General features: G+C 41.2%; 25 protein-coding genes and 4 tRNA genes. 20 read left to right on the top strand and 9 right to left on the bottom strand.

The genetic code is table 11. The annotated features are described in order from the left end of the window. Window positions 1-126: 126 nt before the first annotated feature. Window positions 127-2,250: an ATP-dependent DNA helicase RecG gene (recG, locus tag PHH40_02575; GenBank protein ID MDD2766630.1), complete on the bottom strand. Its 2,124-nt coding sequence runs from the start codon at window positions 2,248-2,250 to the stop codon at window positions 127-129. A 142-nt stretch (window positions 2,251-2,392) separates the two neighbouring features. After that, entirely contained in the window at window positions 2,393-2,743 is a 351-nt protein-coding gene (locus tag PHH40_02570) for a hypothetical protein (protein MDD2766629.1), read from the bottom strand. A 220-nt stretch (window positions 2,744-2,963) separates the two neighbouring features. Between PHH40_02570 and PHH40_02565 the strand changes: the two genes are divergently transcribed. Both PHH40_02565 and PHH40_02560 read left to right on the top strand, forming a co-directional pair. Beyond that, window positions 2,964-3,812 carry an aminotransferase class IV gene (locus PHH40_02565; protein MDD2766628.1) on the top strand — a complete coding sequence of 283 codons (849 nt, stop codon included), beginning with the start codon at window positions 2,964-2,966 and terminating at the stop codon, window positions 3,810-3,812. A gap of 14 nt (window positions 3,813-3,826) precedes the next feature. Then, window positions 3,827-3,898 (top strand) — tRNA-Arg (locus PHH40_02560). A gap of 184 nt (window positions 3,899-4,082) precedes the next feature. On the opposite strand, the gene PHH40_02555 is transcribed toward PHH40_02560, so the two are convergent. The 4 genes from PHH40_02555 to PHH40_02540 all read right to left on the bottom strand — a co-directional run bounded on the left by PHH40_02555 (window position 4,083) and on the right by PHH40_02540 (window position 5,900). Continuing rightward, complete coding sequence (locus tag PHH40_02555) at window positions 4,083-4,457, bottom strand: hypothetical protein (protein MDD2766627.1); 375 nt, start codon at window positions 4,455-4,457, stop codon at window positions 4,083-4,085. 96 nt (window positions 4,458-4,553) lie between these two features. Then, window positions 4,554-4,793 carry a hypothetical protein gene (locus tag PHH40_02550; GenBank protein ID MDD2766626.1) on the bottom strand — a complete coding sequence of 80 codons (240 nt, stop codon included), beginning with the start codon at window positions 4,791-4,793 and terminating at the stop codon, window positions 4,554-4,556. Between the two features lie 414 nt (window positions 4,794-5,207). After that, window positions 5,208-5,280, bottom strand: a tRNA-Arg gene (locus PHH40_02545). Window positions 5,281-5,381: 101 nt separating this feature from the next. Then, complete coding sequence (locus tag PHH40_02540) at window positions 5,382-5,900, bottom strand: hypothetical protein (GenBank protein MDD2766625.1); 519 nt, start codon at window positions 5,898-5,900, stop codon at window positions 5,382-5,384. Window positions 5,901-6,093: 193 nt separating this feature from the next. Between PHH40_02540 and PHH40_02535 the strand changes: the two genes are divergently transcribed. The 9 genes from PHH40_02535 (at window position 6,094) to PHH40_02495 (ending at window position 14,283) form a co-directional block, all read left to right on the top strand. Beyond that, a tRNA-Ser gene (locus tag PHH40_02535) sits at window positions 6,094-6,180 on the top strand. A gap of 156 nt (window positions 6,181-6,336) precedes the next feature. Beyond that, the gene (locus PHH40_02530) at window positions 6,337-6,876 is read left to right on the top strand and encodes an NADH-quinone oxidoreductase subunit B family protein (GenBank protein ID MDD2766624.1); all 540 of its coding nucleotides are present in this window, start codon (window positions 6,337-6,339) and stop codon (window positions 6,874-6,876) included. Between the two features lie 12 nt (window positions 6,877-6,888). After that, window positions 6,889-8,940 carry a proton-conducting transporter membrane subunit gene (locus PHH40_02525; GenBank protein ID MDD2766623.1) on the top strand — a complete coding sequence of 684 codons (2,052 nt, stop codon included), beginning with the start codon at window positions 6,889-6,891 and terminating at the stop codon, window positions 8,938-8,940. 3 nt (window positions 8,941-8,943) lie between these two features. Then, window positions 8,944-9,876, top strand: a complete 933-nt coding sequence (locus PHH40_02520) for an NADH-quinone oxidoreductase subunit H (GenBank protein MDD2766622.1) — start codon at window positions 8,944-8,946, stop codon at window positions 9,874-9,876. Then, window positions 9,873-10,520 (top strand): hypothetical protein, encoded by a 648-nt coding sequence (locus PHH40_02515; protein ID MDD2766621.1) that lies wholly within the window; start codon window positions 9,873-9,875, stop codon window positions 10,518-10,520. The genes PHH40_02520 and PHH40_02515 overlap by 4 nt, the downstream gene beginning before the upstream one ends. A 3-nt stretch (window positions 10,521-10,523) precedes the next feature. After that, window positions 10,524-11,975, top strand: coding sequence for a proton-conducting transporter membrane subunit (locus PHH40_02510; GenBank protein MDD2766620.1), 1,452 nt, complete (start codon window positions 10,524-10,526; stop codon window positions 11,973-11,975). A 10-nt stretch (window positions 11,976-11,985) separates the two neighbouring features. Continuing rightward, window positions 11,986-13,545 carry an NADH-quinone oxidoreductase subunit C gene (locus tag PHH40_02505; GenBank protein ID MDD2766619.1) on the top strand — a complete coding sequence of 520 codons (1,560 nt, stop codon included), beginning with the start codon at window positions 11,986-11,988 and terminating at the stop codon, window positions 13,543-13,545. A 22-nt stretch (window positions 13,546-13,567) separates the two neighbouring features. After that, window positions 13,568-13,768 carry a hypothetical protein gene (locus PHH40_02500; protein MDD2766618.1) on the top strand — a complete coding sequence of 67 codons (201 nt, stop codon included), beginning with the start codon at window positions 13,568-13,570 and terminating at the stop codon, window positions 13,766-13,768. Between the two features lie 188 nt (window positions 13,769-13,956). Further along, window positions 13,957-14,283 (top strand): RNA-binding protein, encoded by a 327-nt coding sequence (locus tag PHH40_02495; protein ID MDD2766617.1) that lies wholly within the window; start codon window positions 13,957-13,959, stop codon window positions 14,281-14,283. An 89-nt stretch (window positions 14,284-14,372) separates the two neighbouring features. Here the strand turns inward: PHH40_02495 and PHH40_02490 are convergent, their stop codons facing one another. After that, complete coding sequence (locus tag PHH40_02490; GenBank protein MDD2766616.1) at window positions 14,373-14,975, bottom strand: DNA-3-methyladenine glycosylase I; 603 nt, start codon at window positions 14,973-14,975, stop codon at window positions 14,373-14,375. A gap of 83 nt (window positions 14,976-15,058) precedes the next feature. On the opposite strand from PHH40_02490, the gene PHH40_02485 reads away from it, so the two are divergent. Beyond that, window positions 15,059-16,069 carry an LAGLIDADG family homing endonuclease gene (locus PHH40_02485; protein ID MDD2766615.1) on the top strand — a complete coding sequence of 337 codons (1,011 nt, stop codon included), beginning with the start codon at window positions 15,059-15,061 and terminating at the stop codon, window positions 16,067-16,069. Window positions 16,070-16,082: 13 nt separating this feature from the next. Next, window positions 16,083-16,169: transfer RNA gene (locus tag PHH40_02480), tRNA-Ser, on the top strand. Here PHH40_02480 and PHH40_02475 read toward each other — a convergent pair. Continuing rightward, entirely contained in the window at window positions 16,134-17,672 is a 1,539-nt protein-coding gene (locus tag PHH40_02475; GenBank protein MDD2766614.1) for a recombinase family protein, read from the bottom strand. The two genes, PHH40_02480 and PHH40_02475, sit on opposite strands and share 36 nt — an antisense overlap. 495 nt (window positions 17,673-18,167) lie before the next feature. On the opposite strand from PHH40_02475, the gene PHH40_02470 reads away from it, so the two are divergent. The 4 genes from PHH40_02470 to PHH40_02455 all read left to right on the top strand — a co-directional run bounded on the left by PHH40_02470 (window position 18,168) and on the right by PHH40_02455 (window position 21,269). Continuing rightward, the gene (locus PHH40_02470) at window positions 18,168-18,365 is read left to right on the top strand and encodes a helix-turn-helix transcriptional regulator (GenBank protein ID MDD2766613.1); all 198 of its coding nucleotides are present in this window, start codon (window positions 18,168-18,170) and stop codon (window positions 18,363-18,365) included. Window positions 18,366-18,374: 9 nt separating this feature from the next. Beyond that, window positions 18,375-19,487, top strand: a complete 1,113-nt coding sequence (locus tag PHH40_02465; GenBank protein ID MDD2766612.1) for a hypothetical protein — start codon at window positions 18,375-18,377, stop codon at window positions 19,485-19,487. Between the two features lie 33 nt (window positions 19,488-19,520). Further along, window positions 19,521-20,174 (top strand): hypothetical protein, encoded by a 654-nt coding sequence (locus PHH40_02460; protein ID MDD2766611.1) that lies wholly within the window; start codon window positions 19,521-19,523, stop codon window positions 20,172-20,174. Window positions 20,175-20,393: 219 nt separating this feature from the next. Beyond that, window positions 20,394-21,269, top strand: coding sequence for a hypothetical protein (locus tag PHH40_02455; protein ID MDD2766610.1), 876 nt, complete (start codon window positions 20,394-20,396; stop codon window positions 21,267-21,269). Window positions 21,270-21,284: 15 nt separating this feature from the next. On the opposite strand, the gene lexA is transcribed toward PHH40_02455, so the two are convergent. Continuing rightward, window positions 21,285-21,893: a transcriptional repressor LexA gene (gene lexA, locus PHH40_02450; protein MDD2766609.1), complete on the bottom strand. Its 609-nt coding sequence runs from the start codon at window positions 21,891-21,893 to the stop codon at window positions 21,285-21,287. A gap of 75 nt (window positions 21,894-21,968) precedes the next feature. Here lexA and PHH40_02445 point away from each other — a divergent pair, with 75 nt between their 5' ends. The 3 genes from PHH40_02445 to PHH40_02435 all read left to right on the top strand — a co-directional run bounded on the left by PHH40_02445 (window position 21,969) and on the right by PHH40_02435 (window position 25,853). Next, window positions 21,969-23,021: a hypothetical protein gene (locus PHH40_02445; protein ID MDD2766608.1), complete on the top strand. Its 1,053-nt coding sequence runs from the start codon at window positions 21,969-21,971 to the stop codon at window positions 23,019-23,021. 1,090 nt (window positions 23,022-24,111) lie between these two features. After that, window positions 24,112-25,317, top strand: coding sequence for an MFS transporter (locus PHH40_02440; GenBank protein MDD2766607.1), 1,206 nt, complete (start codon window positions 24,112-24,114; stop codon window positions 25,315-25,317). Between the two features lie 11 nt (window positions 25,318-25,328). Continuing rightward, window positions 25,329-25,853 (top strand): DUF1697 domain-containing protein, encoded by a 525-nt coding sequence (locus PHH40_02435; GenBank protein ID MDD2766606.1) that lies wholly within the window; start codon window positions 25,329-25,331, stop codon window positions 25,851-25,853. The last annotated feature ends 29 nt before the right edge of the window (window positions 25,854-25,882 follow it).

Genomic DNA, 25,882 nt, shown 5'->3' with positions numbered 1-25,882 from the left:
ATTCGTAAAATGATTAATGTCTGAAATCGAGTGGCTAGAAATGAAGGAATGTATTTTATAGTTTTGCAATCTGTTGCAATAAAGATCTGATTAAATAAAACAATCAGATCTTTTCAGTTTTCTCTGTTATTCCAGATGAATTCTTTCTTCGAATTTTTTCAGAGCTTCTTTGAGAAGAGGATGTGAAACAAGTTTCGGATCTTGGGAAAGGATATTTTGTGCTTCATCACGGGCGATGGTGATAAGTTTGATATTCGTGAGGCTCTCCATCGTGATATCAGGGAGACCTGACTGACGCGTACCAAAGAAAGCTCCAGGACCGCGCACACCGAGATCGGCTTCAGCAATCTCGAATCCACTCGTCGATTTTTCGAGTATTTTCAGTCGCCCGCCCGCATCGTTAAGCGAAGCGTTTCGGGCAGGTTCACTGATAGAACTCGCTTGCTCGTGAGGAAAGAGAAAACAGTAAGACTGATGTTCTCCACGACCGACACGTCCACGGAATTGATGGAGTTGTGCAAGACCGAATCGTTCAGCTTCTTCAATGATGATAACACTCGCATTGGGAATATCGATACCGACTTCGACCACCGCTGTAGCGACCAATATATCATATTTCTTTTCATGAAAATCTTGCATGATTTCTTCTTTCTCTTTGGCCTTGAGTTTTCCATGGATGAGCCCGATAGAGAGATGTGGGAAGACAGTTTCTGCAAGATGCTTGTGCTCTGCGACGGCCGCCTTGATATCTTTGAGAGCGAGTGATTCTTCGACAAGCGGAAAGATGACAAATACCTGACGACCCTTCATGACTTCACTCTGTACAAATGTGTAGACTTTTTCTCGATCACTTCCAGTGCGAGCAATTTTGGTGATAATTGGTTTGCGATTTTTCGGAAGTTCATCGAGAAGCGAGAGATCGAGATTGCCAAAAAAAGCCAACGTGAGTGTGCGAGGAATAGGAGTAGCTGTCATGCTAAGGAAATGCGGAATATGTTCTGTCGATCCATCATGACTATTGAAAGAAAGTTCCTGGAGACGTGCTCTCTGAGACACACCAAATCGATGTTGTTCGTCCACGACGATGAGTGCGAGATTGTGAAAGACGACGTCTTGCTGGAGGATAGCGTGTGTCCCAATAACAAGAGAGGGGATACCTGCGTGGATTGCTTGGATGAGTGTTTGCTTTTTGACCGTCTCTCTTCCGAGTATGTGATAGCTCCCCGTCAAGAGCGCAAGAGTATGACCAGTATGTGAGAAAATACGTGAGAGACTCTCAAAATGCTGACGTGCCAATATCTCAGTCGGTGCGAGGATGGCAGTCTGATACCCACCCTCTGTTGTGACAAACGAAGCGATGGCTGCCACGATTGTTTTTCCACTCCCCACATCTCCATTGAGGAGTCTGTTCATTGGGTGTGTTTTACTGAGATCGAGAAGGATTTCCTGAGAAGCTTTTTCTTGAGCTGTCGTGAGACGGAAAGGAAATGATGCGATGAATTGTTTGAGAGAGGATTCATCATAAGGAATAGGTGTTCCTTTTGCCGTTTCAAAGAGCGCTTTGAGTTCGAGGGATTTGAGTTGGATGAAGAACATTTCATCAAAAGCAAAACGTTTTAAAGCGATGAGGGATTGATTTTCATCTTTTGGAAAATGAATGTAGAAAAGAGCCTGTTTGAGAGAGGGGAGATGAAGTTTTGTGAGGATGTCTTCTGGTATCGGATCTGGAAAGAGAGCTAGCTTCTGAAAAATACCAGCGAGTTGCCAACGAAAAAATCGAGAAGTGAGCCCTGCTGTCTCTGGGTAAATAGGGACGAGGCGTCCGGTATGGGTCGCTTCACGCGAGGCCCGTTCGAATGCAGGGTTGGTCATGACGAGACCTTTGCTATCAATACTGACTTTTCCTGAAACACGGATAAGAGCACCGTCTCTCAGTGTCTGGGCGACGAAACGCTGATTGAACCAGATGAGCCGTACCTGACCACTTTCGTCTCCGAGTGTCACTTCAGTGAGAAACATTTTCTTCTTCCAGGTTTGTCCAGCTTCGATATGGAGCACTGTTCCTTCTATGGTACATTTCGCGTCGGATGCAAGAGAATCTATTGGCGTGATGTGCGAATAGTCTTCGTAGCGACTTGGGAAATGGTAGAGCATATCGGACACGGTAAAAATCCCGAGACGTTTGAGTTTTTCGAGTGACTGTTCCTTGATGGTAGGAATATGTGAGAGTGGTGTATCAAAAGTAAACATAGTGTCAGTATATCACTCATTGTCTGTTTGGAAAGTCGTACTCAGGATAAAAAACAAGCCTAGAATGTACGTGACACTCTAGGCTTGAAGATCTCTAGCTAGGAGACCAAGGAGGTGAAATGAGAAACCAAAAAAAGAAAACTTACGCGATTACCAACGAACCAGATGGAGTGAGATCCACCTGACTAAGGCCCTTTTTGAGTTGAGCTCTTGTCAGAGTCTCCCGCGGATAACAGTTGATTGCCTTGAGGAGCGCAATCACCTCTTCATCGTTGGGAGGTCGTTTGCAATTCGGTTTCGAGCGGAAAAAAATTTTCTTCCCTTCGACCCGGATTGCGAGACGTGCAAATGGAGGATTCTTCTTGGTGTAAAAGTTCTCCAACATCGCACGCAGGGTATCTTCCTCTTTGAGGTCGATACCTTCTTCACAAATTACCCATGCGACGACGCCTTCTGACGGGCGAAGCCATAGACCTGTTGCCGATACTATCATTTGAACTCCTTATGTTTATATGGAGTTTCTCTCTCACCTCTTTTTTTAAACAACCTATATATACTGCCAGAATATCATATAAAAGTCAAGAATTTTTTTGATTTCTTTAGGATGTATTTTTGAAAAGAGGGTATTCCTTTTTTGCCATATTGTTTGAATATTTGGCTTTCTTCTCACTTCTCTCTATAATGGACGAAAGAGTTGAGTAATAAAAAAAGAAATGGACACAGTATTGGAAAAAATAGGGTATATAAATGGTGTCTATATGCCACTGCGAGAGATAGCGATTCCTCCATATGATCTCGGATTTCTTCGTGGATATGCGGTATTTGATGTGATGCCGGTAGAGCATGGCAAGCCTTTTTTGTGGGAGGATCATTATGAACGGCTCTGTCGTTCAGCTGAAGCTCTCCATCTCACTCTTCCTGTAGATCGAGAATCTTACAATGCAATCCTCGATACACTTATCGAAAAAAATCCGAGCGCTCTGAAACAGTCTCTCCGTACCGTGCTTTCAGGCGGACCGAGTCAGGATGCATTTACCCCTGAGAAGGGTCGAGAAACATTCCTCGTGTGTATTGAAGAAACTCATATCTATTTACCGAACATCTATACCGATGGCGTGAAAATCATCACCCTGTCATTCGAGAGAATATTGCCACAGGTGAAGCTTGCCAATCACGTGATGGCGATACGCGATCTTGCAAGACGAGAAAAGAATAACGCTTTCGAAGAACTCTATGTGACGAACGGTTTCATATCAGAAGCGACACAGAGCAATATTTTTATGGTGAAAGGGAATGTGCTCGTAACAACGTGGGACAATGTCTTGCGGGGAATCACCCAGAAATTGACACTCCATATCGCGGAACAATGTGGTATTGTTGTTGAGAAAAGGAATATTACTCTCCAAGAACTCTTGTCGGCAGATGAAGTGTTTATCACAAGCAGTAGCAAACACATCGTCCCTGTTGTGAGAGTCGATGAAATGACCATCGGTGATGGAAGGCCAGGAGAGATGACACAGAGGCTGATTACCGCTTTTGAGGAGTTTGTAGAGCGTTATTAAAAAAGAAAAATCCCGTCCTCGTAGTTCAACGGATAGGACATCTCCCTCCGAAGGAGAAGATCGTGGTTCGATTCCACGCGAGGACACTGTTAATACAATCTGGAAAAGAAAAAAAAGAACCCGAGATGGATTCTTTCTTATTATGATGTGCGCTTGGCAATTTCAATATTAAAAAAACAGAGCCCCGAGCAGAAGTAAATTCTGCAGGTGGCTCGAGTGCGAGGCATGATAACCTCAATCGCAAGGATAGTTTTCTGAATATGAAATAATTCAACCTTCCTTATTCCATCCGTTACTCATCTTGTAGACACGATCGCGGACACGTATGCGTGCAAAGAAGTACACGAGAAGAAATAATCCTCCTTGCCAATACACCATCTCCATCTTGTCCAAACCCATCTCCACACTCTCGTCACCGAATGCAAAAAAGCTTCCAATCGAGACTCCGATAAAGAAACAGATGATACTTACCATCAAAATAAGCTGAATATATTGTTTTGAAATCCCTTCATCTCGTGACTTTTGTTTGAAACGCGAATTAATAGAACTAGCTAAAAACCCAAGAATAATTGGGCCAAACAACGGCAAAGAACCAAAGAATAGCCCCATGATGATAAAGAGAGCAAAGACGAGGAAAACCATCATAAATCTCCTAGAAGAATTTGTTTACATAAACGGATTGCTAGACAACAATTCGCACCAAAGCACAGTCAGAATGCAAGTTTTCTTACCATATTCTTTTTAACGCTCCATCGGGTATTCATCGGGTGATGGATACTCATTGGATGGCTGCCAGAAAATTTTCAACACCACCAATATGGTCCATACCATGACGGTAATGAAAAATTCAAAGAGAGTAAGATGGATGGCCACGTTCCATTGGGGAATATCGGCCAAAAACTGAACACCAAAGTTGACAACAGTAAATCCAGCGCAGGACGCGACGGCGTAGGAGGCTGTACGATAAAAGAAATCTTTCATTATTTCTACTCCTTGTAAAGGTACAATTTTCTACGACATTATTATCGTAAAAAGTAACAGTTTCTTGTGATTCTGATACGTCATTACTATGGTATAGGCGGTATCAAAAGTCAAGTATAATGAGAAACGTTTATCTTGTATGATTGAGGATGCATTATAAAAAAGAACCCAGCTTGAGTTCTTTCTTATTATGATGTGCGCTTGGCAGGAATCTGTCACAAGTAAATTTCCTGACAGATTTTATTGTTAGAGCTTAGCAGGAAACTCCCTCGACTAAACTTTTGTCGACACAAAAGTTTGTCTGGGCATCGCCTCATGATTTCGTCTGCTGACGGAATATCATTCCGGCGTTCGATTCCTTCCATAAGCCAAGCAGTTGGCTTATTCCAATCTCCCATTTCGTTTCACTTAATGTGCGCTTGGCAGGAATCGAACCTGCGACCCTCTGGACCGCAACCAGATGCTCTATCCACTGAGCTACAAGCGCATATTTACTATCCACTGATCCGCCTCCGCCAGCTGGCGGATGGAACGGAACAAGCGCAAAAACACATATACCTTCCTTTTGGATACAGGAGGAAAGTACCTCTAAATATGCAGTAATTTCTCCAATGTGTCAACTAGTCCGGGTTCGTGCTTTTCTTCGGGAACAAACTCATCGAGAATATCTCGCAATTTGTCTGTATCGACATTCATTACGGGAATGTGGACGTATGGAACGAGTTTTCCTTCTGTTTGAATGCTTAATATATTTTCGAAAGGAGGTTCTGTGTAAAGGAAGAAAGATTCAAGAGTATCATACTCATAAAATTCTTTCCCAGCGATGATGCCTTTACTTGTGAGCATGAAGTCGAGAATACTCGGTTCTCGATAGAGCATCAGGTACCCGACGATACCGATCAAGATAAAGGTAATAGCCATCAGTGGACTATTGGTATAGAGAGCGTAGGCAATAATACAGACGAGAAGAACAGTGACTACGATAGAGGAGCGTGGTCCGAGATCAAGTGGCTCATGCTCGGGAGATCTCCAGTGGAGGAGGACTTGACCATATGCCGAAGAAACAGGTTTTTCTTCTCGAGACTGTGATGAGGATGAATATTGCATAGAAAATTGAAATTATTTACTCTCAGTATAGCACAGTTCTGAGAGGATGCTGATCGAATGGGTAAATGAGATCCTATCTGTACAAATATGCGATCACTTGCTACCATAAGAAAAGAATAAAATCTGGAAGCGTGGTCCCAGCCCAGGGCTGATCAGCCTCTGGCTGAAAAACTAAATTATATCTTGTCAAAGCGGAAGCGTGGCCGAGCGGTTGAAGGCAATAGTCTTGAAAACTATCATACCCGGAAGGGTATCGTGAGTTCGAATCTCACCGCTTCCGCTTTGACTGGATAAGAAAATAAAACAAATCTCACCGCTTCCGCAGTGGAATTGAGAGAAATATCAACTTCTTTGAAAAAAATAAAAATCCGTTTATACTCTAGAGGCAGACTTCTTTGTCGTTTTGATTGAATAGGGATAAGAATGACAAACAGATATGATGAATCTTTTCTTGAAAATATTTCGTACCAAAAACAATATTATTGCTATCGATGATCGAACAGATCTCGAGGATGCAGATATTGTCGTCGTCGGTGAACAAATACAAAATTCTGTGAAACGACTCTTCGGAGGATCACTCGCTATACGACAGGTGGATGGAGGTTCGGACAATGCGTGTGAACAGGAGCTCGTCGCACTCTCGAATAGTTTCTATGATGTCGAACGATTCGGCATTCATTTTGTCGCGTCTCCACGACATGCTGATATGCTTCTCGTGACTGGTCCGATCACACGCAATATGGCTGAGGCAGTGAAGTCCGCATACGATGCTACTCCAGATCCAAAAATCGTCGTGGCAGTAGGGGACGACGCTCTCTCTGGTGGGATATTCCGCAACTCGTATGCCGTGGTCGGAGGTGTGGATGCTGTAATACCTGTGAACTATCATATTCCTGGGGATCCGCCATCACCCAAGAAAATTTTGTGTGCTCTCCTCAATATTCTACAGACAATAGAGCATGAATCATCGAAATAATTCAGACATATTATGATTGCCTTCATTTCATCGCAAGCAGGATTCCTCGTATTACTTTCTGTTTTTGCTGTGGGAGCGATCGGATCACTTGTGTTTCGCAATCATGATACATGGGCCAATGTTTGGAGTAGTTTTTTTGCTTTGTTCGGTTCTCTCGTGGGAATTATTTTTTCTCTTCTAATGTTGATACAAGGACGAGAAATGTCGTTTTCACTTTTTCAGACATCATTTGTATTTTTGCAGTTCTCTCTTCGTATTGATATGTTGTCAGCTTTTTTCATATTTGCTATTTCTCTCGTTGGTTTCTTCTGCTCCCTCTATGGATTCGGGTATGTGAAGCATTATTATGGAAAATACAGTATCGGAGTACTTGGATTTCTCTACCATATTCTTCTGGGAAGTTTGCTTCTCGTCGTGACGACCTCCAATGCGCTCTTCTTTCTCATTGCATGGGAGACAATGTCCATCGCATCATATTTTCTCGTGGTGTATGATCGTCGTGATGCGAGCAATGTGAAAGCAGGATTTTTGTATCTCATTATGACGTATGTCGGCACCGCATTCATCATTGCGTTTTTTCTCATGGCGTACAAATATACTGGATCATTTCAGTTTGACGTGATCAAACTGCATCATGCACTCATACCACAGATGATTCAGAATGCGATGTTTGCCTGTGCTCTTATCGGGTTTGGGACCAAGGCGGGTATTATCCCGTTTCACATCTGGCTCCCTGCCGCACACCCAGCCGCTCCCTCTCATGTGTCCGCGATGATGTCGGGCGTGATGATCAAGACAGGTATTTATATGATGATTCGTCTCTTCCTCGATGTGCTCGCACCAGTACCTCTCTGGTGGGGAGAGGTCGTACTCGTGATCGGTATGGTGTCATCGATCCTTGGTGTGCTCTATGCACTAACCGAACATGATATCAAAAGACTTCTCGCATATCATAGTATCGAAAATATTGGAATCATCTTACTCGGTATCGGAAGTTCGATCACGTTCTATGCTCTCGATATGAAATCACTCGCCCTCCTTGGACTGATTGCAGGACTGTTCCATACGATCAATCATGCACTTTTCAAATCCCTCCTTTTCCTCGGTGCTGGTTCGGTCATTGATCAGATGCACACGAAGAATATGGAAGAATATGGAGGGCTCATCCGGTACATGCCACAGACAGCACTCTTCTTTCTTATTGGTTCGATGGCGATATCTGCCCTCCCTCCCTTCAATGGATTTTTCAGTGAATGGTTGACGTTCCAATCATTGTTTCAGGGGATTGCGACACTTTCTTTTTCTCTCCAATTTATTTTCGTGCTGGCAGCGGGATCACTTGCTTTCACAGGAGGTCTCGCACTCACATGTTTTGTGAAAGCATTCGCAGGGATATTTCTCGCCCGACCTCGAAGTAAAGAAGTGATGCACGTAAAAGAGTCAGTACTCTCGATGCGTCTCGCGATGGGAGGACTCGCATTCCTCTCCATACTTTTCGGTCTTTTTGCGGGGTTCGTGACAGAAACGATTGCTTTCGTCGGACAGCGTCTTGATATTTTTCACAATGTGAAAGTGTTTGTCTCTGTATCGTCTATGCAGACACTTCAATTGACTGACGGATTTGCTCTCGTATCAGCACCAGCAATATTTTCTTTTTTGGCGATTATTCTTTTTGGAGTTTTTCTTCTTGTACGATTCGGTATCAATAGCACTCAGAAAATATCATTTGGGGACACATGGGACTGTGGGACACATCTCGATACGCGGATGGAGATTACGACGACTGGTTTTGCTCGCTCGATCATTCTTGTGTTCAAAAATGTTTTGAAGCCAAGTATCCAACAAACAGTCAAATACCATGACGCCAAGAGTCGTTATATACCGAAATCTCGAACAGTGACGATGAGTGTCGGTAATATTTATCTGACGCATTTCTATCAACCGCTTCAGAAAATGATTGACGAAGCATCTCTCCGTTCCAAAACTATTCAGGGAGGCAATATCAATATGTATATTTCATATATTTTTCTTGCGTTGATTCTTTCTTTATTTGTTGTGCTCTAACCTATGACATTCTTTCTTTTTCTTCTTCAAGGTTTGTTTGTTCCAGTGGTTTCACCTCTGTGTGTCGGTGTGATCAAAAAAATCAAGGCGAGGTTGCAAAACAGACAGGGCGCCAGTATCGTACAGCCATATCGAGACCTCTGGAAGCTGTTCCACAAAGATGAACGTGTGAGTAGAGATGCTTCATGGATATTTTTTGTTGCACCATTCATCGTCTTTACTGTGACGATCTTTGTCGGTTGGAACATACCTCTCTTCTCTCTTGTGTCAGGACTCTCTCTTACAAGTGATGCACTTGTAATTGTCTACGCACTCGCTCTCGGAACGTTCTTCCTCGCTCTTTCTGGTATGGATATTGGAGGAGCTTTCGGAGGGTTTGGCTCGAGTCGCGAGATGACTCTTTCAGCTCTCGCTGAAGGGGGATTTATTTTCTCACTTTTGACACTCGCACTCATGGCGGGGACGACTGATCTTTTTGATATCGCCTCTCATCCGCTTTTTCATAATGGACAATACTTTATTCCTGTTGTACTTGCATTCTCAGGATTTTTCATTGTTCTCCTTGCAGAGACGGCACGTTTTCCATTCGACAATCCTGCGACGCATCTCGAGCTTACGATGATTCACGAGGCAATGATTCTCGAATATTCAGGTAAACGTCTCGCACTGATGGAATGGGCATCAGCGAACAAGCTTGTCGTGTTCTTTGCCCTTGGGGCGAATATTTTCTTTCCTATCGGTCTCTCTTCGAGCGTGTCGATGAGCGCTCTTCTGATCGGTATTGGAGCGCTCCTTCTGAAATTGTTTGTATTTTGTATTGTCATCGCTCTGATAGAATCAAGTATGGCGAAGTTTCGATTTTTCCGTCTCCCTGATCTCCTCGTAGCATCGTTCATCCTTAACGCTGTGGCTATCGGCCTCGTCCATTCTTTATGAGTATACTTTTTCTCCAATTTCTTGTTGATGTGATATTTCTCACACTCGTCGTAATGCATCTGACAAAAAAGAATTTTGTCGCAGTGGTTGCATTTGGTGTACAATCATTCGTCCTCGCTCTTCTTTTCTTCTCTTCTTTTCTCGAGACAGGAAATGCTTCTATTCTTCTGATGGTGCTTTTTACTTTTGTGATCAAAGTAGTACTTGCACCGATGTTCTTCTTCCGACTGATACGAAAAAACAATCTTTCTTTTTCGGTGAATACCTATTTGAATATGCCTATCACTCTCATCTTGATTGCCGTACTGACATTTATGGCACACTCGAACAAGTTCCTTCCTCTCACACATATCGTCCCAGAACATCAAGTCTTGCTTTCTCTCACACTTTCGTCAATTTTCATTGCACTCTTCCTCATCGTCAATCGCAAAGAAGCTCTCTCTCAAATCCTGAGCATATTGTCTCTCGAAAACAGTATCGTCGTATTCATCATTTTTGCCGGACTTGAACAATCTCCGAACTTGCAGATAGGAATACTCTTTAATATTTTTGTGTGGATTATGATCGCGACGGTCTTTGTTTCGATGATTTACAAACACTTTCGATCACACGATGTAACGACTATGAAAAATTTAACAGATTAATCTATGTACCTCATACTTCTTCTTTCGACACTTTTTATTACTTCTCTTCTTCTTGTCTTGATCAAGAATCGACGTGTCATCGAACTCCTTTCTATTTTTTCGAGCGTCGTTGTATTGGTGTATTCTTTCCTTATTGCTCTCTCGGTTGCGAATGAGGGTATCTATACATCTTCTCTCTTCTTTTCGGTGGACGCCCTTGGAGCGATCATCATCCTTATTATCGGTTGTATTGGATGTGCGACATCTCTCTATTCGGTTGCCTATTTCAATCAAGAAACCAAGAAGGGGATTGTCGGTTTCACACGAGTGAAGGAATATTTTGTACTTCTCTTTGTCTTTCTTGTGGCGATGTATCTAGCAACGACAGCCACGAGTCCTATCTTTGCTTGGATCGCTATCGAAGCGACGACACTCTCGACAGCATTTCTCATCAGTTTTTATAACAAACCATCATCTATCGAAGGTGCTTGGAAATATCTCATTATCAATGCTGTTGGTCTCCTCCTCGGATTTTTTGGGACGATGCTCTATTTCACATCTGTTCCATCGACACTTAATGGCGGTTTTATTGGGTGGAGTGATCTCCTTTCAAATACCGATCATCTCGATCCGCTTATTGCCAAGATCGCTTTTGTTTTTGTGCTCATCGGTTATGGAACCAAAGTAGGACTCGCTCCGATGCACACGTGGAAGCCAGATGCGTATAGTAAAGCTCCTGCACCACTCGGGGCATTGCTTGCTGGAGCGCTCCTCCCAGTCGCATTTTTTGTTATTCTTCGATTTCAGAGAATCACCGATGCTGTTGTCGGACAGTCATTCTCTCATCAACTCTTCCTTGTCTTTGGTCTCCTCTCTATTGTTGTCGCTGCACTTATCATGTTCAACGCGAGAAATTACAAACGTCTTCTCGCCTATTCGAGTATCGAAAACGCTGGTATCATCGCTCTTGGTTTTGGTTTCGGGGGACTCGGAGTGCTCGGTGCAGTGCTTCACATGATCTATCATTCCTGTGTGAAAGTCGTGATGTTTTTCTCTGCAGGCAATCTCCTCCTTACGTATGGATCGGCAAAAATAGGTAATGTAAAGAATGCCTTGCGCGTCATCCCTGTCACGAGTGTGCTTTTCATCCTTGGTTTTCTTATCGTGACAGGGACACCGCCGTTTGGGATATTCTTGAGCAAGATTTATATTCTTTCTGCAGGTATTGCAGAACATCCGTATGTTACTTTTTCTGCTATTTTCTTTATGACACTTGTGTTCATTGGTTTCCTTCGGCACATTACTGCGATGTTTCTTTCCGAGAGTACAGAGCAAGAAGGAGATCAAGAACATGGAGAAAAAAATATCTGGCTTGTTATTCCTCAGATTTTTTTCGTGATTCTCATTATTGTCTTGAGTTTTACGCTTCCGACATTTCTCCAGACACTGATAGATGATGTCGTAGCTCATTACTAACACACTTTCTATGACCTATTCATTTTCGAAAAATTTCAAAACAATGACTGTTGGTACGATGACTGTTGTAGAAGTACCGGTTGTTGATATCGTACAAACAGCGATTGATCTTGTAGAAAAAGATCATCTCGTATTCAAACTGATGACTGCTACGGACGAACGTGAAACACAAAACGGTTTCAATCTTTGGTATGTCTTTGGTGATGCAAAACAGCATTCCTTTGTTGTTCTTTCGACTCTCCTCCGTGATACCACGGATTTTCCTTCACTCGCACCATTCATTCATTCGGCATGGAATTATGAACGACGTGTACATACTTTTTTTGGACTGACCCCAGTCGATCATCCCGATCTGCGATCACTCATCTTGCATGAGCATTGGCCAGAGGACGTATTCCCGCTCCGCCTGGATTTTGATATGCAGACGAGACCAGAGAGAGTGAGTGGGAGATACGATTTTCAGGAAGTATCCGGAGAGGGTATTTATGAAATTCCCGTTGGTCCGATTCATGCGGGGATTATCGAGCCGGGACATTTCCGTTTTAGTGTAGCAGGGGAGAGTATTGTTCTTCTTGAAGCTCGTCTTGGATTTACTCACAAAGGCACTGAGAAATTGTTCGAAGCGTTGTCAATGAGTGATCAGGTACGTCTTTCTGAAAAAATATCTGGAGACAGTTCTTTTTCTCATTCATTTGCATTCTGTCAGGCAATCGAGCAACTGGGAGCGATATCCGTACCAATACGCGGTCTCGCCCTTCGAGTGATCTATGCAGAGCTCGAACGACTCGCGAATCATTTCGGAGATATCGGAGCGATGATGATGGATACAGGATTTAATTTTGGTGGGGCTCAGGGTGCGAGGATTCGAGAGACAGTGCTTCGTATCAATGAACGATTGACAGGAAGCCGGTTTCTTCGCGGGGTCAATGTCGTCGGTGGTGTGACTCGGGACATGACACCAGAACAACAGCATCTGCTCGGAGAAGAGATACAGTCTCTTAAACGAGATTTTACAGAGATTATTGATGTCGCAGAGAACAGTACATCACTTCTCAATCGTATGAGAGAGACCGGCACACTCGTCAGTGATGTAGCGAGCGATATGGGTATCATCGGTGTTGCAGGACGAGCGAGCGGTATCGTACAAGACACACGATGGGACTATCCGTATGCAGGATACACTATGGTTTCTCTTGGTGATATCCCTATCGAATCAGAGGGTGACGCATTCGCTCGATTCCATATACGCGTGAAAGAAGTATACACATCGTTCCATATTATTACCTCTCTTCTCGAAACTCTTCCTCTCGGACTGATTCGTGCGGATGTCACAGAGCCGATTGTTCTTCAGAAGAACGCTCTTGCACTGAGTGCGGTAGAGGGTTGGCGAGGAGAGATTATGTATTTCATCACCACTGATAGTGACGGACGAGTGAGTCGTGTGTTTCCTCGGGACCCGTCGTTTGTGAACTGGAATGCTCTTCGGAGTGCTGGTTTCGACAATGTTGTTCCAGATTTCCCACTTATCAACAAAAGTTTCAATCTTTCCTATTCGGGAAATGATTTGTAGTGTCTATAATAGGAGAACGCGTATGAAAAAAACATTCCTTTTTGATCTCATCACACCTCTCTCTTCATCGACCGAGGAACTTATCGCACGTTTTGGTGTGAAGAAAATCAATGATGATACGATAGAAATGACGGTGCAGGCAGGGGAGACGCTAGAACAGGCTGTCATTGCTTTGAATCGGCTGGATATCCAGGTAACAAATGGACGCTGTTCCTCTGATTAGAGCCTTTTCTCTTGCTTTTTTCTGTTCTTTGTGCTACAATAGATGTGTTGTAAGTTTTTCTTTCTGGAGTAACGCTCGACGACAGAGGTTGCCAAATCTCGAATGTTCGCAGTAGAGCCAGAGGGAGCCTGTTTTGCAGGCTCTGGGAAAGGTCACCTTACACAGTAATCAGGTTAGTAGATTCGAATATGGCAACCAAATTGTATGTTGGTGGCGTTTCCTACGGTTCTACCGAGGATGCTCTGCAAGCAGCTTTTGCTCAAGCAGGTGCAGTCGTTTCTGCCAAAATCATCATCGACAAAATGACAGGTCGCTCACGCGGTTTCGCATTTGTTGAGATGGCTTCAGAAGAAGATGCTCAAAAAGCTATCGCTCTCTGGAATGGCAAAGAACTCGACGGACGTACACTCACTGTCAACGAAGCTCGTCCTATGGAAGAGCGTGCTCCTCGCACTGGTGGCAACCGCAGTTACAACAACAGCGGAAGCAATGATCAGGGCGCAAGCCGTTGGTAGTAGCGATGCATCGAGGTAGGCAACTCTCTTGATGCAATCCAAAAAAACAACCTTGAGCGATCGGGGTTGTTTTTTTTATTTCCTTTTATTTACTTAGCGGTTGGACCGCTAAGTAAATCCTTCTCTTTTTCGATTTCGTTGTATCGGAAGCAGTCAGTCGTGTGATCGTTCACCATACCGATCGCCTGCATATATGCATAACCGATGAGCGGACCAAAGAATTTGAACCCACGTTTCTTCAAATCTTTGGCAAGCATTTCTGCTTCCTCTGTGAAGAGAGGAACATCTGCGAAAGAGCGTTTCTTTTTCTTGTCTTGATAAGGGTTCAGGAACTGAGCGAGATAGTTGGCGAACGATCCATATTCCTTCTGTACTTCGAGGAAGAGTCTCGCATTGCTCACCGCTGATTCTATTTTGAGGCGATGTCTGATGATAGAAGCATCTTTCGAGAGTCTCTCGATATCACGACGAGTGAACTTTGCCACTTTCTTCGGATCAAAATTGACGAAGGCTTTCTTGTATCCTGATCGTCTTTTGAGAATCGTCGCCCACGAGAGACCGGCCTGCGCACTCTCGAGCACGAGAAACTCGAATAGTCTCCGATCATCATACGTGCGGACACCCCATTCTTCATCGTGATATTTTTCATAGAGTGCATCTCCCTCCGGCACCCACTGACATCGTGTTTTCATAGGTGGTACATATTGGTTCTCTTTAGTATAGCAGAGAAAACAATTTTTTTTGGAATACATACGTTTTGTGCTATTATGGAGATATGGCTGAACAGTTGAATTCTAAAAGAGTTATATTTCCAAAAGGAAAACAAAAAGAGTTTCTTTTGCAATCGAAAGAAGAATTTTTTGGTACGTGGGAAAAATTAGCGGAAGTCGCTGGGACGAGCGTGCGCAATCTCAATGATTGGAGGAATGAAAAAATTTCGATGTCACTTTTTGCTGTCGAGCAGATTTGCAAGAAAAGAAAAAGAGAAATGCCGGAAAACATTGTTATCAAAGATGCTTATTGGTATACCAAGCAAGGTTCATCAGCTGGAGGAAAAGCAGTTCTGAAGAAATACGGCATCGTAGGAGGTGACCCCGAATATCGCAAAACGAAGTGGCGAGAATGGTGGGAAAAAGAAGGACATCTCAACCCATCAAAAATTACTCAAGCACTTCCTTTCAAGAGACCGACACCGTCAGAAGACCTCGCTGAGTTTGTCGGAATAATGCTCGGAGACGGAGGAATAAGTAAACATCAATTTACAATTACCCTCAACACTCTAACCGATAAAAAGTACTCAATATTTGTTCAGCAATTAATCAACAATCTTTTTGAGGTTTCTTTTGGGGTTTGTCTGAATAAGAAATTTCTTGCTGAACGTATTATGGTCTCACGAACTGCTCTCATCACGTATCTTATTGATGAACTAGGATTGAAGCAGGGGAACAAAGTAAAGCAACAAGTCGACATTCCGTTATGGGTAAAGAAAAATCAGTGCTATTCCATTGCTTGCCTGCGTGGCTTGATTGATACTGATGGTTGTATTATACTGCATAAGTACCTCTCAAAAGGGAAGAGATATTGTTACAAAAAGATTGGTTTTACCAGTCGATCACATCCGCTTCTCCAGTCAGCGAGTGAGATCCTCTTGATTTTAGGTATCAAACACCGCATAATGAAAAATGGTTGGGATATACGTATAGAAGCGAGGAAGGATGTCGAAAAGTATTTTCAGGTCGTCGGGACACATAATCCGAAACACTTGGAAAGATATAAAATGGCTTAGATAAAGCAAAAAAGGAGAGGTGGCCGAGCGGCTGAAGGCCCCACACTGCTAACGTGGTAGAGTGTTACAACTCTCGAGGGTTCGAATCCCTCCCTCTCCGCAAAAATTCGGAATTCAAAATTGGAGAAGAAATAGCGTCGACGCGTAGCGCCGTCTGTTCTGCGTTCCCCCCACGAAATCCCCGATCTGAGAGGATGCGCCACGCGGAGCGGGGCTCAAAAGATATGGTTCGAGCTTCCAAAATAAAGTTCGAACCGATCTTTTTGAACAGATGAAGATTTTCTTCGTCTGTTCGCTCGTTTGCCAATTCCTTGGCTTCCAGATTGAGTTTTAGAAACTTGTTAGTGAGTTCGAACCGATTATTCGCTTTTTGCTCAAAAGCAGCCAATTTCTCTTTGAGAAGCTGTTTTTGATTGACCAGCTTGCTTTTCATTGTTCGATATTCTTCCAATGAAAGCACACTCTCTAAATACGCAGTCATCAGCTTCTCAATTTTAGAATCCAAAAGAGAAATTTCATCTTTGGTTTTTTGAGCAAAAAGCTCGCTTGGTTGATTTTCTGATTGTCGGTCTTTTTCATTTTCGACAATCATCCAATTTGCCCAATCGAGTGGCAAAGAAACTTTTTTGATTTCTTCTTTAATTTGAGAAGTGATGAGTTCTTCACGGACATATTTTTGCAAACAAGGATTTTTCCGTTTCGTACATCGCAAATAGTTATGACCTTTTTGTGTTTCGGTTGTAATGAAACACCCGCATTCTCCGCAACGGAAAAATCCTCGATACAAATATGTTTTCAAACCTTTGCCTTTCGGCTTGCTCTTTCTTGTCATCACTTCCTGACAGAGATCAAAAAGTTTCTTTGGGATAATCGGCTCGTACTTACCTTCGTAGATTTCGCCATTGTAGCGGATCAATCCGCAGTAGATAGGGTTATGGAGAATCGTCTGATAGTTCGACACTGAAAGCTCTGTACTTTTTCCTTTCAATCCAAGCGCGTTAAACTTTTCGCGAATCTGACGCAAAGTGAAGTTGCCTGTGGCGTAGGCCTCAAATGCCTTGCATATGAGGGGCGCAAGCTCTGGATGTGGCGCAATACCTCTTCCTTTGACGTTTACATACCCCAGAGGAGCCATTTGAGGCCAGATACCATCCTTCACTTTGTTGCGGTGCCCACGCTTGATATTTTCACTCAAATTGTCCACGTAATACTTGGATTGGGAAAAAGCGATGGAGAGCATGAACTTTCCTTGCGGTGTCGGATCACACCAGAACGTTGGAAATTTCAGTTCGGTTATTTTTCCCGTATCGAGCAAATAGATGATCTTGCCACCATCTACGGAGTTTCGAGCCAAACGATCGGGATGCCACGATAAAATCCCGCTCGCTTCATTTGCTTCGATACGTAGAAGCATTTCATTAAAGACTGGTCGGCCGGGGACTTTGGCGGTCTGTTTTTCCACAAAGACATCAACAACCTCGATATTTTCTTTTACCGCCAATTCTTTGAGTTCGGCCAGTTGATCCGAAATGCTTCTGACCTGCCGATCTTCCGTATCGGTACTCTTTCGTGTATAGATAAAGAACTTTCTGGTGTGATTCATAAGATTGCATTGGCAAACGAGGAGCCCCGCTCCGCGTGGCGAATCCTTTCAGATTGGGGATTTCGTGGGGGGAATGCAGAACAGACGGCGCTACGCGTCGACGCTATTTCTTCTCCAGTTTTGAATTCCGAATTTTTGCGGTGCATATTGGACGAAGTTCGAATGTATTTCGCCAAAAACCCTGAGTAAGAAAGCGGAAGCCGTCCCCACCGTAGTCCTGAAGCCTCGGGACTCCCCATCAGAAAAACCTTTCTTTGCATTTCGGATTTGCGCGCGCCGGATCTTTTCTTCTCTTAAGGAAAAGAAAGCTTTTCTGATGAGGACTGCTCTTTGGAGCAGTGCGGCGGGGAACGGCTGCTGATTTACGATCGGAATAGATTTTTACTAATAACATAAAAAGTCATTTAGTTTGATTTGTCTGAAATTTTGGTGTAGCATCAAAGTAATAGAAAAGAAATAGTACTAACACTATAATTCTACTACTATAATATAAGTATGTCAAATATAACAAAAAATCTGAGGAAGTTACGAGAAGCCAAGGGATTATCACAAGAAAAACTGGCACGATTGGCTGATGTTGCCAATAACACAATCATCAAGATTGAAGTTGGTAAAAACCAAAATCCAACACTTGATACGCTCAAGAAGATTTCTAAAGCGCTTGAGGTTAGTGTTGATGAGTTAATCAAATAAAATAAATTTATGAATAAAAAATTGATAGTTATCCTAATAAGTGTAGTGTTGATAGTGGCTTTAGGCGTTTATATTAAACTTTATGAATTAGAAAATTTTTCTTTTTTAAAAAACAAACAGGAGCAATCAATAAGCATCAGTGATGAAGATAAGCTTGTCAAAAGATTCAATGAAATATTTGAATTGGAAAGCAATAATGATTTTGGAAAAATATATGATTCTTATTTATCGCCAGAGTCTAAGCATAAAATAAGTAGAGAAAAATATATCGAAAAACGAGGTGCTATATATTCGCAGGAATCAGTATTGCAACGACTAATTGAGTATGCACAACAAAATCCAGAAGATGAAAGATCTAAAATATTTTTAAATGATTTAAAGAAAGGAAAAACCGTAGAAGTAAATAAGGTGATTATAAAAAATGATATAGGACATGTTGATGAAACAAGCATTTTTAACTTAGCTGATAAGGATTACCCAAAAAGAATATATAGAAAATTTATCAAAATTAACAACGAATGGCTGATTGTTTTTAATGAAACACCTATTTATTGTATTAGAGAAAGTGGATATGAAATGTCAGAAGAGTTTAAGCGGTCGCTAAGTCTTATTGAACAGAGATACAGAAATCGCGGGAATATCGAGGAGTCAGGTCGCTTAGAAAGCATCAAAAATTGTCTCAAAATTGAATATTCAGAATCTAGCAAGGAAATTAATGGTGCAGAAGGAGTTTTTGTTTTTTCTCCTATGCATTCACTAGATGAATATTTGATAAAAGTTTCTCCTAAATACAGCATAAAAGATGATTTATTGACTGCAGTTTTATTGCGTCATGAATTAACTCATGTTTTTCAGTATGCTAATAATGAAGATGTTAATTCTGAAGATGGATGTTATAGGGCAGAAGCGAGCGCATTTATTTCAGAGGGAAGGTTTGTTTACCATGTATTAAATGATGAGGAAGAAAAATCTTTACAATCGAGAATGACAAAAACTCAGGAAGTTGCGCAATTGTTTCAAACTCTACTGGTCATAGCAAAAAATGAGGGAGATCTTATAGATGAAAAAGCATTGAATTTTGTAAAATCAATCCCATATTATCAGAAACAGTGCAAAAAATAGTAACAATTAATAATTATTAAAATTTTTTAACATATGATCAATGAAAGAATTCAAAAAATGTATTCACGTATGCATTTTATTGCAAGCTCAGCATTGATAGTAGGCATTGGAATTATTATTCTCTCGCTTGCTTTTTATTTTATTGTTTTAAAAGGAGATTCAAAATTCACTGATATTTTAATCTGGGTTATTTTTGCTGGATTATCATTGAGCTCTATTGGCTACTGGATAATAAGAAATGTTAAAAAACTTGCAACGCTTGATGCTCAAGAATTCAAATTTGATAGTAATTTGATATCTTTGTTTTTTGGAGTTGCAATTTTATGGATTATTGTGGGGGTGCCATTTTTATATTTTTTCCCCATATGGGGTGTAGTTATCACTTTTGTTTTTTTTGGAATATTTTTTGATATTGTACGGCTAATTATTTTAATACAAAAAGCAAAAAATAGAGAGTCAATGGATAAAATTGGATTTAAGGAATTTATTCTTATGGCGTGGAGATTAATTTATCCGCAGGTGAGACATGATCATATTTCGCATAGGCTGATTACGATTGTAGGTTGGGTAGTGTCATTTTTTAGTTGGTTCATCCTATTTCCAATCTATTTTGGCGTTATACAGCGGATGATATATTTTGTGATGTATGGCGATGAAAAGAAAAAATGGATGGTTGTTAAAGAATGATAAGTTTTGTAATAGCGCTGTATTTTTATAAATATGTCCAATAAATTTGTGTGAAAATGCAGAAAGCTTCTGAAGAAATAATAATCTGGCCGAGGACGGCTCTCGACTGATCTTTGATCTATTTTTGCAAAACTTCCTCAAGAAGTTGAAAGTTATTTGGAAGATTTCGAAAAAGGAACTTACGCAATATAATAAATATGCGTAACCTACTAATACGATATGTTTGAGAAAATCCTACTCGTATTAATTCTTATACTTCAAGCCGTGTTTTCCGGCTTGATTTTTTCAAACAGCGAAAGTTCTTTTAATTGGGATGCGTTTTCATCTTTGTTTCAATCATTTGTATTGATATTTGGTTTTTTTGTTACGTATTTTATTTTGACGAGAGAAATTTCTTTTAAGAAAAAACTAGATGTCCATGAAAAAATAACAAATTTGCTCGTCGATGGACTACATAAGTCTTTTTATGCTCTGAGTCCTTTTGTAACGAATTCTTTTTTCCTTGAGAAAAGTAATCCGAAAAATACAGATGATTATCCTACGGAAACTCTCCAGCGAAATAGCAAGGAACTTAGTAAAAAAGTAAGTAATCTTCAGGCTGATTTTCAAATATTCTACGAATTTTTCCAATTTTGGAAAGCGTTGTTTTCTGAAAAGATAGATAGGGAGTCGAAGTTTCTCTTTGATCTTGAGATAATCTTCGCTGAAGATTTGTTGGAATATCAGAGAAAGCTAAGCAGCTATTCTATGCTTAGTCTGATGAAGGATGAAGCCATCATAGAAGATGAGAGGAAGGATCTCCTGTCTTTAGAAGAAAAGATCACTGAGAAAAGTAACGCTTTGGCCAACGGTCTTGATAAGTTTGTTTCTGATATGAGCAGGGAAGTTTTTAAGGGGTTGTTTGCAAAAAAGAAAAACGTAGAAAAAAGGTTGTTTGATTCAGAAATAGAAAACTCCAATGATGGCGACTCGCGAGTAATTTTGACGGAGAAGGGATTTGTATATCAGCTTTACAAAAAGACCGACTTTCAAAGAGAATTTGGTGGATTTAAGGAAAGACAGGAGGAATTGAGAAAGTTTTTAGAGCAAAAATAAGGATATTTTTTGGCCTTATTTTTCAGTTCTCAACACACCAACAACCTTTCCTTGAATTTCTACATTTGTCTCATAAAAAGGTTCCATCTTTTGATTTGCGGGAACAAGTTTGATTCGATTTTTTTCGTGATAGATTCTTTTTAGAGTAACCGCATCTTGATCTGGTAGGTAAGCGACTGCTTTTTCTCCGTTTTCAACCGTTGGCTGATCCCGAACGATAACGATATCACCGTCAAAAATACCGTCTTCGATCATGCTTACGCCCGCGACTTTCAAGGCATAATAATCCGATCCTGCGGAAAGCATGCTTTTTGGAACTTCTATAGGACGAGGGTCTCTGATGGCCTCAATCGGTCCGCCTGCGGCAATAATCCCCATAAGCGGAATTTCAACGACGCCACGATTATGGTCGTTGAATGCTTGTATAGACCTTTGTTTTCCCTTCTCGGTCGAGAGAAGGTTCTTCTTGCGTAGATACGCAATATGTTGGTGTACTGTTGGCACAGACACGTCAAAATGCGCTGCTATTTCGGTCAGAGAAGGGGCGTAGCCTTTTTTTTGACGAAAAAAAGATACGAATTCAAGTATTTCGGCCTGCCGTTTTGATGGCTGTTCTATTCTCATACTTGACTAGTATACCATACCTAAATTATAATACCTAATGTTAACCTAAACAAGTTCAAATTATACAAAAAACATATGGCATATGAGATTGATTACATCCCAGTTGGGATCGGAGAAAAAGGCGGTGATGCAATCGCAATTCGGTATGGAGATTTCAGTTCGCCTACAACACAGAATGTTGTAGTTATAGATGGAGGTACAAAGGATTCGGGCAAGGCACTTGTCGAGCACATCAAGATACATTATGGAACGACATATGTTGACCTTGTTGTTGCATCACATCTTCACAACGACCATATCTCTGGTCTTTCAGAGGTTTTCGAAAACTTAACCGTCGGTAAGTTGGTTGCCCATTGTCCTTGGGATTACACTAAAGCAATCCAGAAAATGACGAACATGTCTGTGACACAAAAGGGTCTGGAGACGCGACTTGAGAAATCACTTTCAATGCTCTCGGATCTCGTTGATATGGCCACTGAGAAGGGTGTAGTGGTCGTTCAGCCATTCGCGGGAGAACAGGTGCATGACGGGCTATATATTTTGGGACCTACCGAAGAGTATTACCAGCAACTCCTTGCTAATTTCGGTGTGACACCAGAAGTGAAGGATGAACACAAAATTGAACAGTTCATCGGTGCGGTGAAAGAGGCAGTTGGTTGGATCGCGGAGGAACTGCATATCGAAACCCTATCAGACGACTACCTAGATACAAGCCACGAAAATAATTCCAGTTTGGTGTTACTGCTTGTCGTTGATGGAAAAAAATTCCTTTTTACTGGTGACGCTGGAAAGGATGCACTTGGCAGGGCTATTGATTTTGCGGAAGCAAATAATGTCTCTTTGAATAAAATAGACTTCCTCGATGTTCCACATCATGGCAGTAAACGTAATCTTGGGCCGACTATACTGAATCGACTTATGCCGGTTCATGCGTTTATCTCGTGTCCACCACAGGGCGATCCTAAACATCCATCACGTAAGGTAATCAATGCGCTTATACGTCGAAATTGCAATCCTGGCTCTACAAGGAACGGAAAAACAATTTGTCATCCTAGTGCAGATGCTCCACAAAGAGATGGTTGGGGGCCTCTCGCACCGGAAACCTTCTTTAATCAAGTAGATGAGTAACTTATGGAAAAAGTTTTAGACAAGATAACGTCCTATAATCTATTCAACTACCTACTTCCTGGTGTTCTTTTCGTTGTAGTGTTGGAACGCTTTACACCCTATTCTTTCACACAAGAAAATCTGGTTATCGGAGCGTTCGTCTACTACTTCGTTGGTCTCGTTATAAGTAGGTTTGGGTCTTTGGCTATTGAGCCTATCTTGAAATGGATTTCCTTTCTTAAGTTTGCGTCGTATTCTGATTTTGTTGCTGTCGCAAAAGTGGATCCGAAAATTGAGGAATTTTCGGAGACAAATAACATGTACCGTACTTTCGTTTCGATGTTCTTCTTGTTTATGGTAGCAAAAGCGTACGAATTATTTTCCTACCGATGTCTATTTTTGGAAAAGTACAGCATAAATATTTTGCTTACAGTGCTTTTTGTGATGTTTTTGTTCTCGTACAGGAAGCAAACTTCATATATCAAAAGACGAGTTGAACTCGGCAAATAAATTGTCATCGCAATACCATTCACTTGGATGGTACCGTCGCCAAGATGGAGAAATGAGCAAATTCAATATTGTCTGATGTGATAGAATAACTACAAGCTCGTTTATTTCCATCTTGGCGACGTACCAATAGCAGCCGTTCCCCACCGCACTGCTCCAAAGAGCAGTCCTCATCAGAAAAGCTTTCTTTTCCTTAAGAGAAGAAAAGATCCGGCGCGCGCAAATCCGAAATGCAAAGAAAGGTTTTTCTGATGGGGAGTCCCGAGGCTTCAGGACTACGGTGGGGACGGCTTCCGCTTTCTTACTCAGGGTTTTTGGCGAAATACATTCGAACTTCGTCCAATATGCACCGCCAAAATTGGAAATCGGAATCTGAAGCCGAAATGGGGTCATAGCTTCGCGCCGACACAAACGCATTCCCGCCAAGAATTCCCGAATCTGAAAAAATCTCTACAAAGAGGTTTTTTTCCTTTTCTTTGACCGTTTTGTGAGAAGTTTATATACTGACTGTGAAAGTAAGAACAGAATCTATGGAATCTTCTTTCCCGATAGAAAAACTAGCTAATACGCTTGGAGTATCAGTTGGCGAATTATTGAAATAAATATGGAAAAAAATCTACAAAGTAATATTTGGAAATACACCATATTGTTAATCGCCAATAAAAGAATTTTTGTTGCGGTTTTGGGAGCGTACTATCTGACCATACCAGACGTAACACCAAAAATAATTGGAACAATTTTGCTTGCAGGGAGTCTTTCTGGTTTTCTTTTTGAAATTCCCAGCGGATATATGTCTGATAAAATCGGACATAAACTAACGCTAGTTATTTCTCGAGTATTGATGTTGATGTCAACAGTCTTTTTTCTTTTTGCGAATAACATTTCCTTCTTGATACTCGGCGCAATTTTTTTGAGTGCGAGTGCCGCTTTTCAAAGTGGTACAGGTAGTGCCTTTATGCACGAAACTTTACAAGGTCTTAAAAGAGAACACGACTATGCAAGAGTGATGGGAAAAATCAGTTCTATAGGATTTGCGGTGCCGATAATATTTATGGTGCTGGTACCATTTTTAGTGAGCATAAGTTACAAAACACCATTTCTGATTGCTTTTGTTATTGATGTGATTGGATTATTGGTAGCAATTTCCTTGGTGGTACCTCCTGTCCCTCAGGAACACATTGAAGAAATTGGGGCGACAAATTTCAGACAGGTATTACAAGAAGGATATCACCTTAACTTTTTTAGCATTGCTTTGTTTTCGGGAATTATTGGTGGAACATTGTTTAGTATTGGAGGGTTCCGTGCCCCTTATCAGACATTTCTTGAAATACCTGTAATTTGGTTCGGGGTATTCTTTGGTATAGGGAGAGCATTTGCTTCGCTTATGCTTGCGTATAGCGGAAAGATTAAAAAATATTTTACCTTACCTTCTTTTTATGGGTTTCAACTTGTTATTTATACTCTTTTAATTCTTGTTTTGGGAATGATATCAAGTTGGTGGGTTGTTGTAACCGCTTTTATTATCATAAACGCATTCCATTGGGGGTTAAGTAAAATTGATGAGGGTTATCGACTTGATATTATTAAATCAAGTAAATTTAAGGCCACATTGTTGTCAACGGGTTCACAAATTGATCAGGCTGTTTCGGTAGTTTCAAGTTTTGGAGTTGGATTCATAATCGAGCGCGTATCCTATCAATACGGATTTTTATATTCAGGAATTATTTTCCTTGTGATACTTTTTCCGCTATATTTATATATAGCTCGTAGGTATCAATCGGGTGCTTATAAAAACGTGTCGATGATTTAATGGAATAAATTATGAAATATATTGCATTACTCAGAGGAATAAACGCCGGAAAAGAACGCAGGGTTGATATGAAAAAACTTAAGGTGCTTTTTGAATCTTTGGGCTATGACAACGTTTCAACCTATATAAACTCAGGCAATGTTATTTTTGAAGGGAAAGATAAACAACAAGAAATATGCAAAAAACTGAAATTGAATTTTAAAAAAGAATTCGGTTTTGATGCCACAATCCTTATCAAGACAGAAAAGGAAATGATACAGATAGTCGAATCGATACCAAAAAACTGGAAAAATGATATCACACAGCGATCCGATATTGCTTACCTATTCCCAGAAATTGATTCGAAGAAAACCATAGATGATCTGCCAATCAAAAAAGAATTTATGGACATCCGTTATGTCAAAGGGGCGATTTTTTGGAATGTTGATAGGAAAAATTATAACAAGAGCCATCTGAATAAGATAATTAGCCACAAACTTTATCAGTTTATGACGGTGAGAAATGTGAATACTGCTAGATATTTGGCCAGACAATAAAAAAGGAATAAGACGGCAATCTCTACGAT

The sequence above is a fragment of the Candidatus Moraniibacteriota bacterium genome, from assembly GCA_028688415.1.
Taxonomy (GTDB): Bacteria; Patescibacteriota; Minisyncoccia; order Moranbacterales; family UBA1568; genus UBA1568.
This window is presented reverse-complemented; position numbering and strand designations above follow the sequence as displayed.

Excerpts from the sequence above, each read along its gene's own strand:
- recG (MDD2766630.1), bottom strand. The coding sequence starts at position 2,250 with ATGTTTACTTTTGATACACCACTCTCACATATTCCTACCATCAAGGAA.
- PHH40_02570 (MDD2766629.1), bottom strand. The coding sequence starts at position 2,743 with ATGATAGTATCGGCAACAGGTCTATGGCTTCGCCCGTCAGAAGGCGTC.
- PHH40_02565 (MDD2766628.1), top strand. The coding sequence starts at position 2,964 with ATGGACACAGTATTGGAAAAAATAGGGTATATAAATGGTGTCTATATG.
- PHH40_02555 (MDD2766627.1), bottom strand. The coding sequence starts at position 4,457 with ATGATGGTTTTCCTCGTCTTTGCTCTCTTTATCATCATGGGGCTATTC.
- PHH40_02550 (MDD2766626.1), bottom strand. The coding sequence starts at position 4,793 with ATGAAAGATTTCTTTTATCGTACAGCCTCCTACGCCGTCGCGTCCTGC.
- PHH40_02540 (MDD2766625.1), bottom strand. The coding sequence starts at position 5,900 with ATGCAATATTCATCCTCATCACAGTCTCGAGAAGAAAAACCTGTTTCT.
- PHH40_02530 (MDD2766624.1), top strand. The coding sequence starts at position 6,337 with ATGATGAATCTTTTCTTGAAAATATTTCGTACCAAAAACAATATTATT.
- PHH40_02525 (MDD2766623.1), top strand. The coding sequence starts at position 6,889 with ATGATTGCCTTCATTTCATCGCAAGCAGGATTCCTCGTATTACTTTCT.
- PHH40_02520 (MDD2766622.1), top strand. The coding sequence starts at position 8,944 with ATGACATTCTTTCTTTTTCTTCTTCAAGGTTTGTTTGTTCCAGTGGTT.
- PHH40_02515 (MDD2766621.1), top strand. The coding sequence starts at position 9,873 with ATGAGTATACTTTTTCTCCAATTTCTTGTTGATGTGATATTTCTCACA.
- PHH40_02510 (MDD2766620.1), top strand. The coding sequence starts at position 10,524 with ATGTACCTCATACTTCTTCTTTCGACACTTTTTATTACTTCTCTTCTT.
- PHH40_02505 (MDD2766619.1), top strand. The coding sequence starts at position 11,986 with ATGACCTATTCATTTTCGAAAAATTTCAAAACAATGACTGTTGGTACG.
- PHH40_02500 (MDD2766618.1), top strand. The coding sequence starts at position 13,568 with ATGAAAAAAACATTCCTTTTTGATCTCATCACACCTCTCTCTTCATCG.
- PHH40_02495 (MDD2766617.1), top strand. The coding sequence starts at position 13,957 with ATGGCAACCAAATTGTATGTTGGTGGCGTTTCCTACGGTTCTACCGAG.
- PHH40_02490 (MDD2766616.1), bottom strand. The coding sequence starts at position 14,975 with ATGAAAACACGATGTCAGTGGGTGCCGGAGGGAGATGCACTCTATGAA.
- PHH40_02485 (MDD2766615.1), top strand. The coding sequence starts at position 15,059 with ATGGCTGAACAGTTGAATTCTAAAAGAGTTATATTTCCAAAAGGAAAA.
- PHH40_02475 (MDD2766614.1), bottom strand. The coding sequence starts at position 17,672 with ATGAATCACACCAGAAAGTTCTTTATCTATACACGAAAGAGTACCGAT.
- PHH40_02470 (MDD2766613.1), top strand. The coding sequence starts at position 18,168 with ATGTCAAATATAACAAAAAATCTGAGGAAGTTACGAGAAGCCAAGGGA.
- PHH40_02465 (MDD2766612.1), top strand. The coding sequence starts at position 18,375 with ATGAATAAAAAATTGATAGTTATCCTAATAAGTGTAGTGTTGATAGTG.
- PHH40_02460 (MDD2766611.1), top strand. The coding sequence starts at position 19,521 with ATGATCAATGAAAGAATTCAAAAAATGTATTCACGTATGCATTTTATT.
- PHH40_02455 (MDD2766610.1), top strand. The coding sequence starts at position 20,394 with ATGTTTGAGAAAATCCTACTCGTATTAATTCTTATACTTCAAGCCGTG.
- lexA (MDD2766609.1), bottom strand. The coding sequence starts at position 21,893 with ATGAGAATAGAACAGCCATCAAAACGGCAGGCCGAAATACTTGAATTC.
- PHH40_02445 (MDD2766608.1), top strand. The coding sequence starts at position 21,969 with ATGGCATATGAGATTGATTACATCCCAGTTGGGATCGGAGAAAAAGGC.
- PHH40_02440 (MDD2766607.1), top strand. The coding sequence starts at position 24,112 with ATGGAAAAAAATCTACAAAGTAATATTTGGAAATACACCATATTGTTA.
- PHH40_02435 (MDD2766606.1), top strand. The coding sequence starts at position 25,329 with ATGAAATATATTGCATTACTCAGAGGAATAAACGCCGGAAAAGAACGC.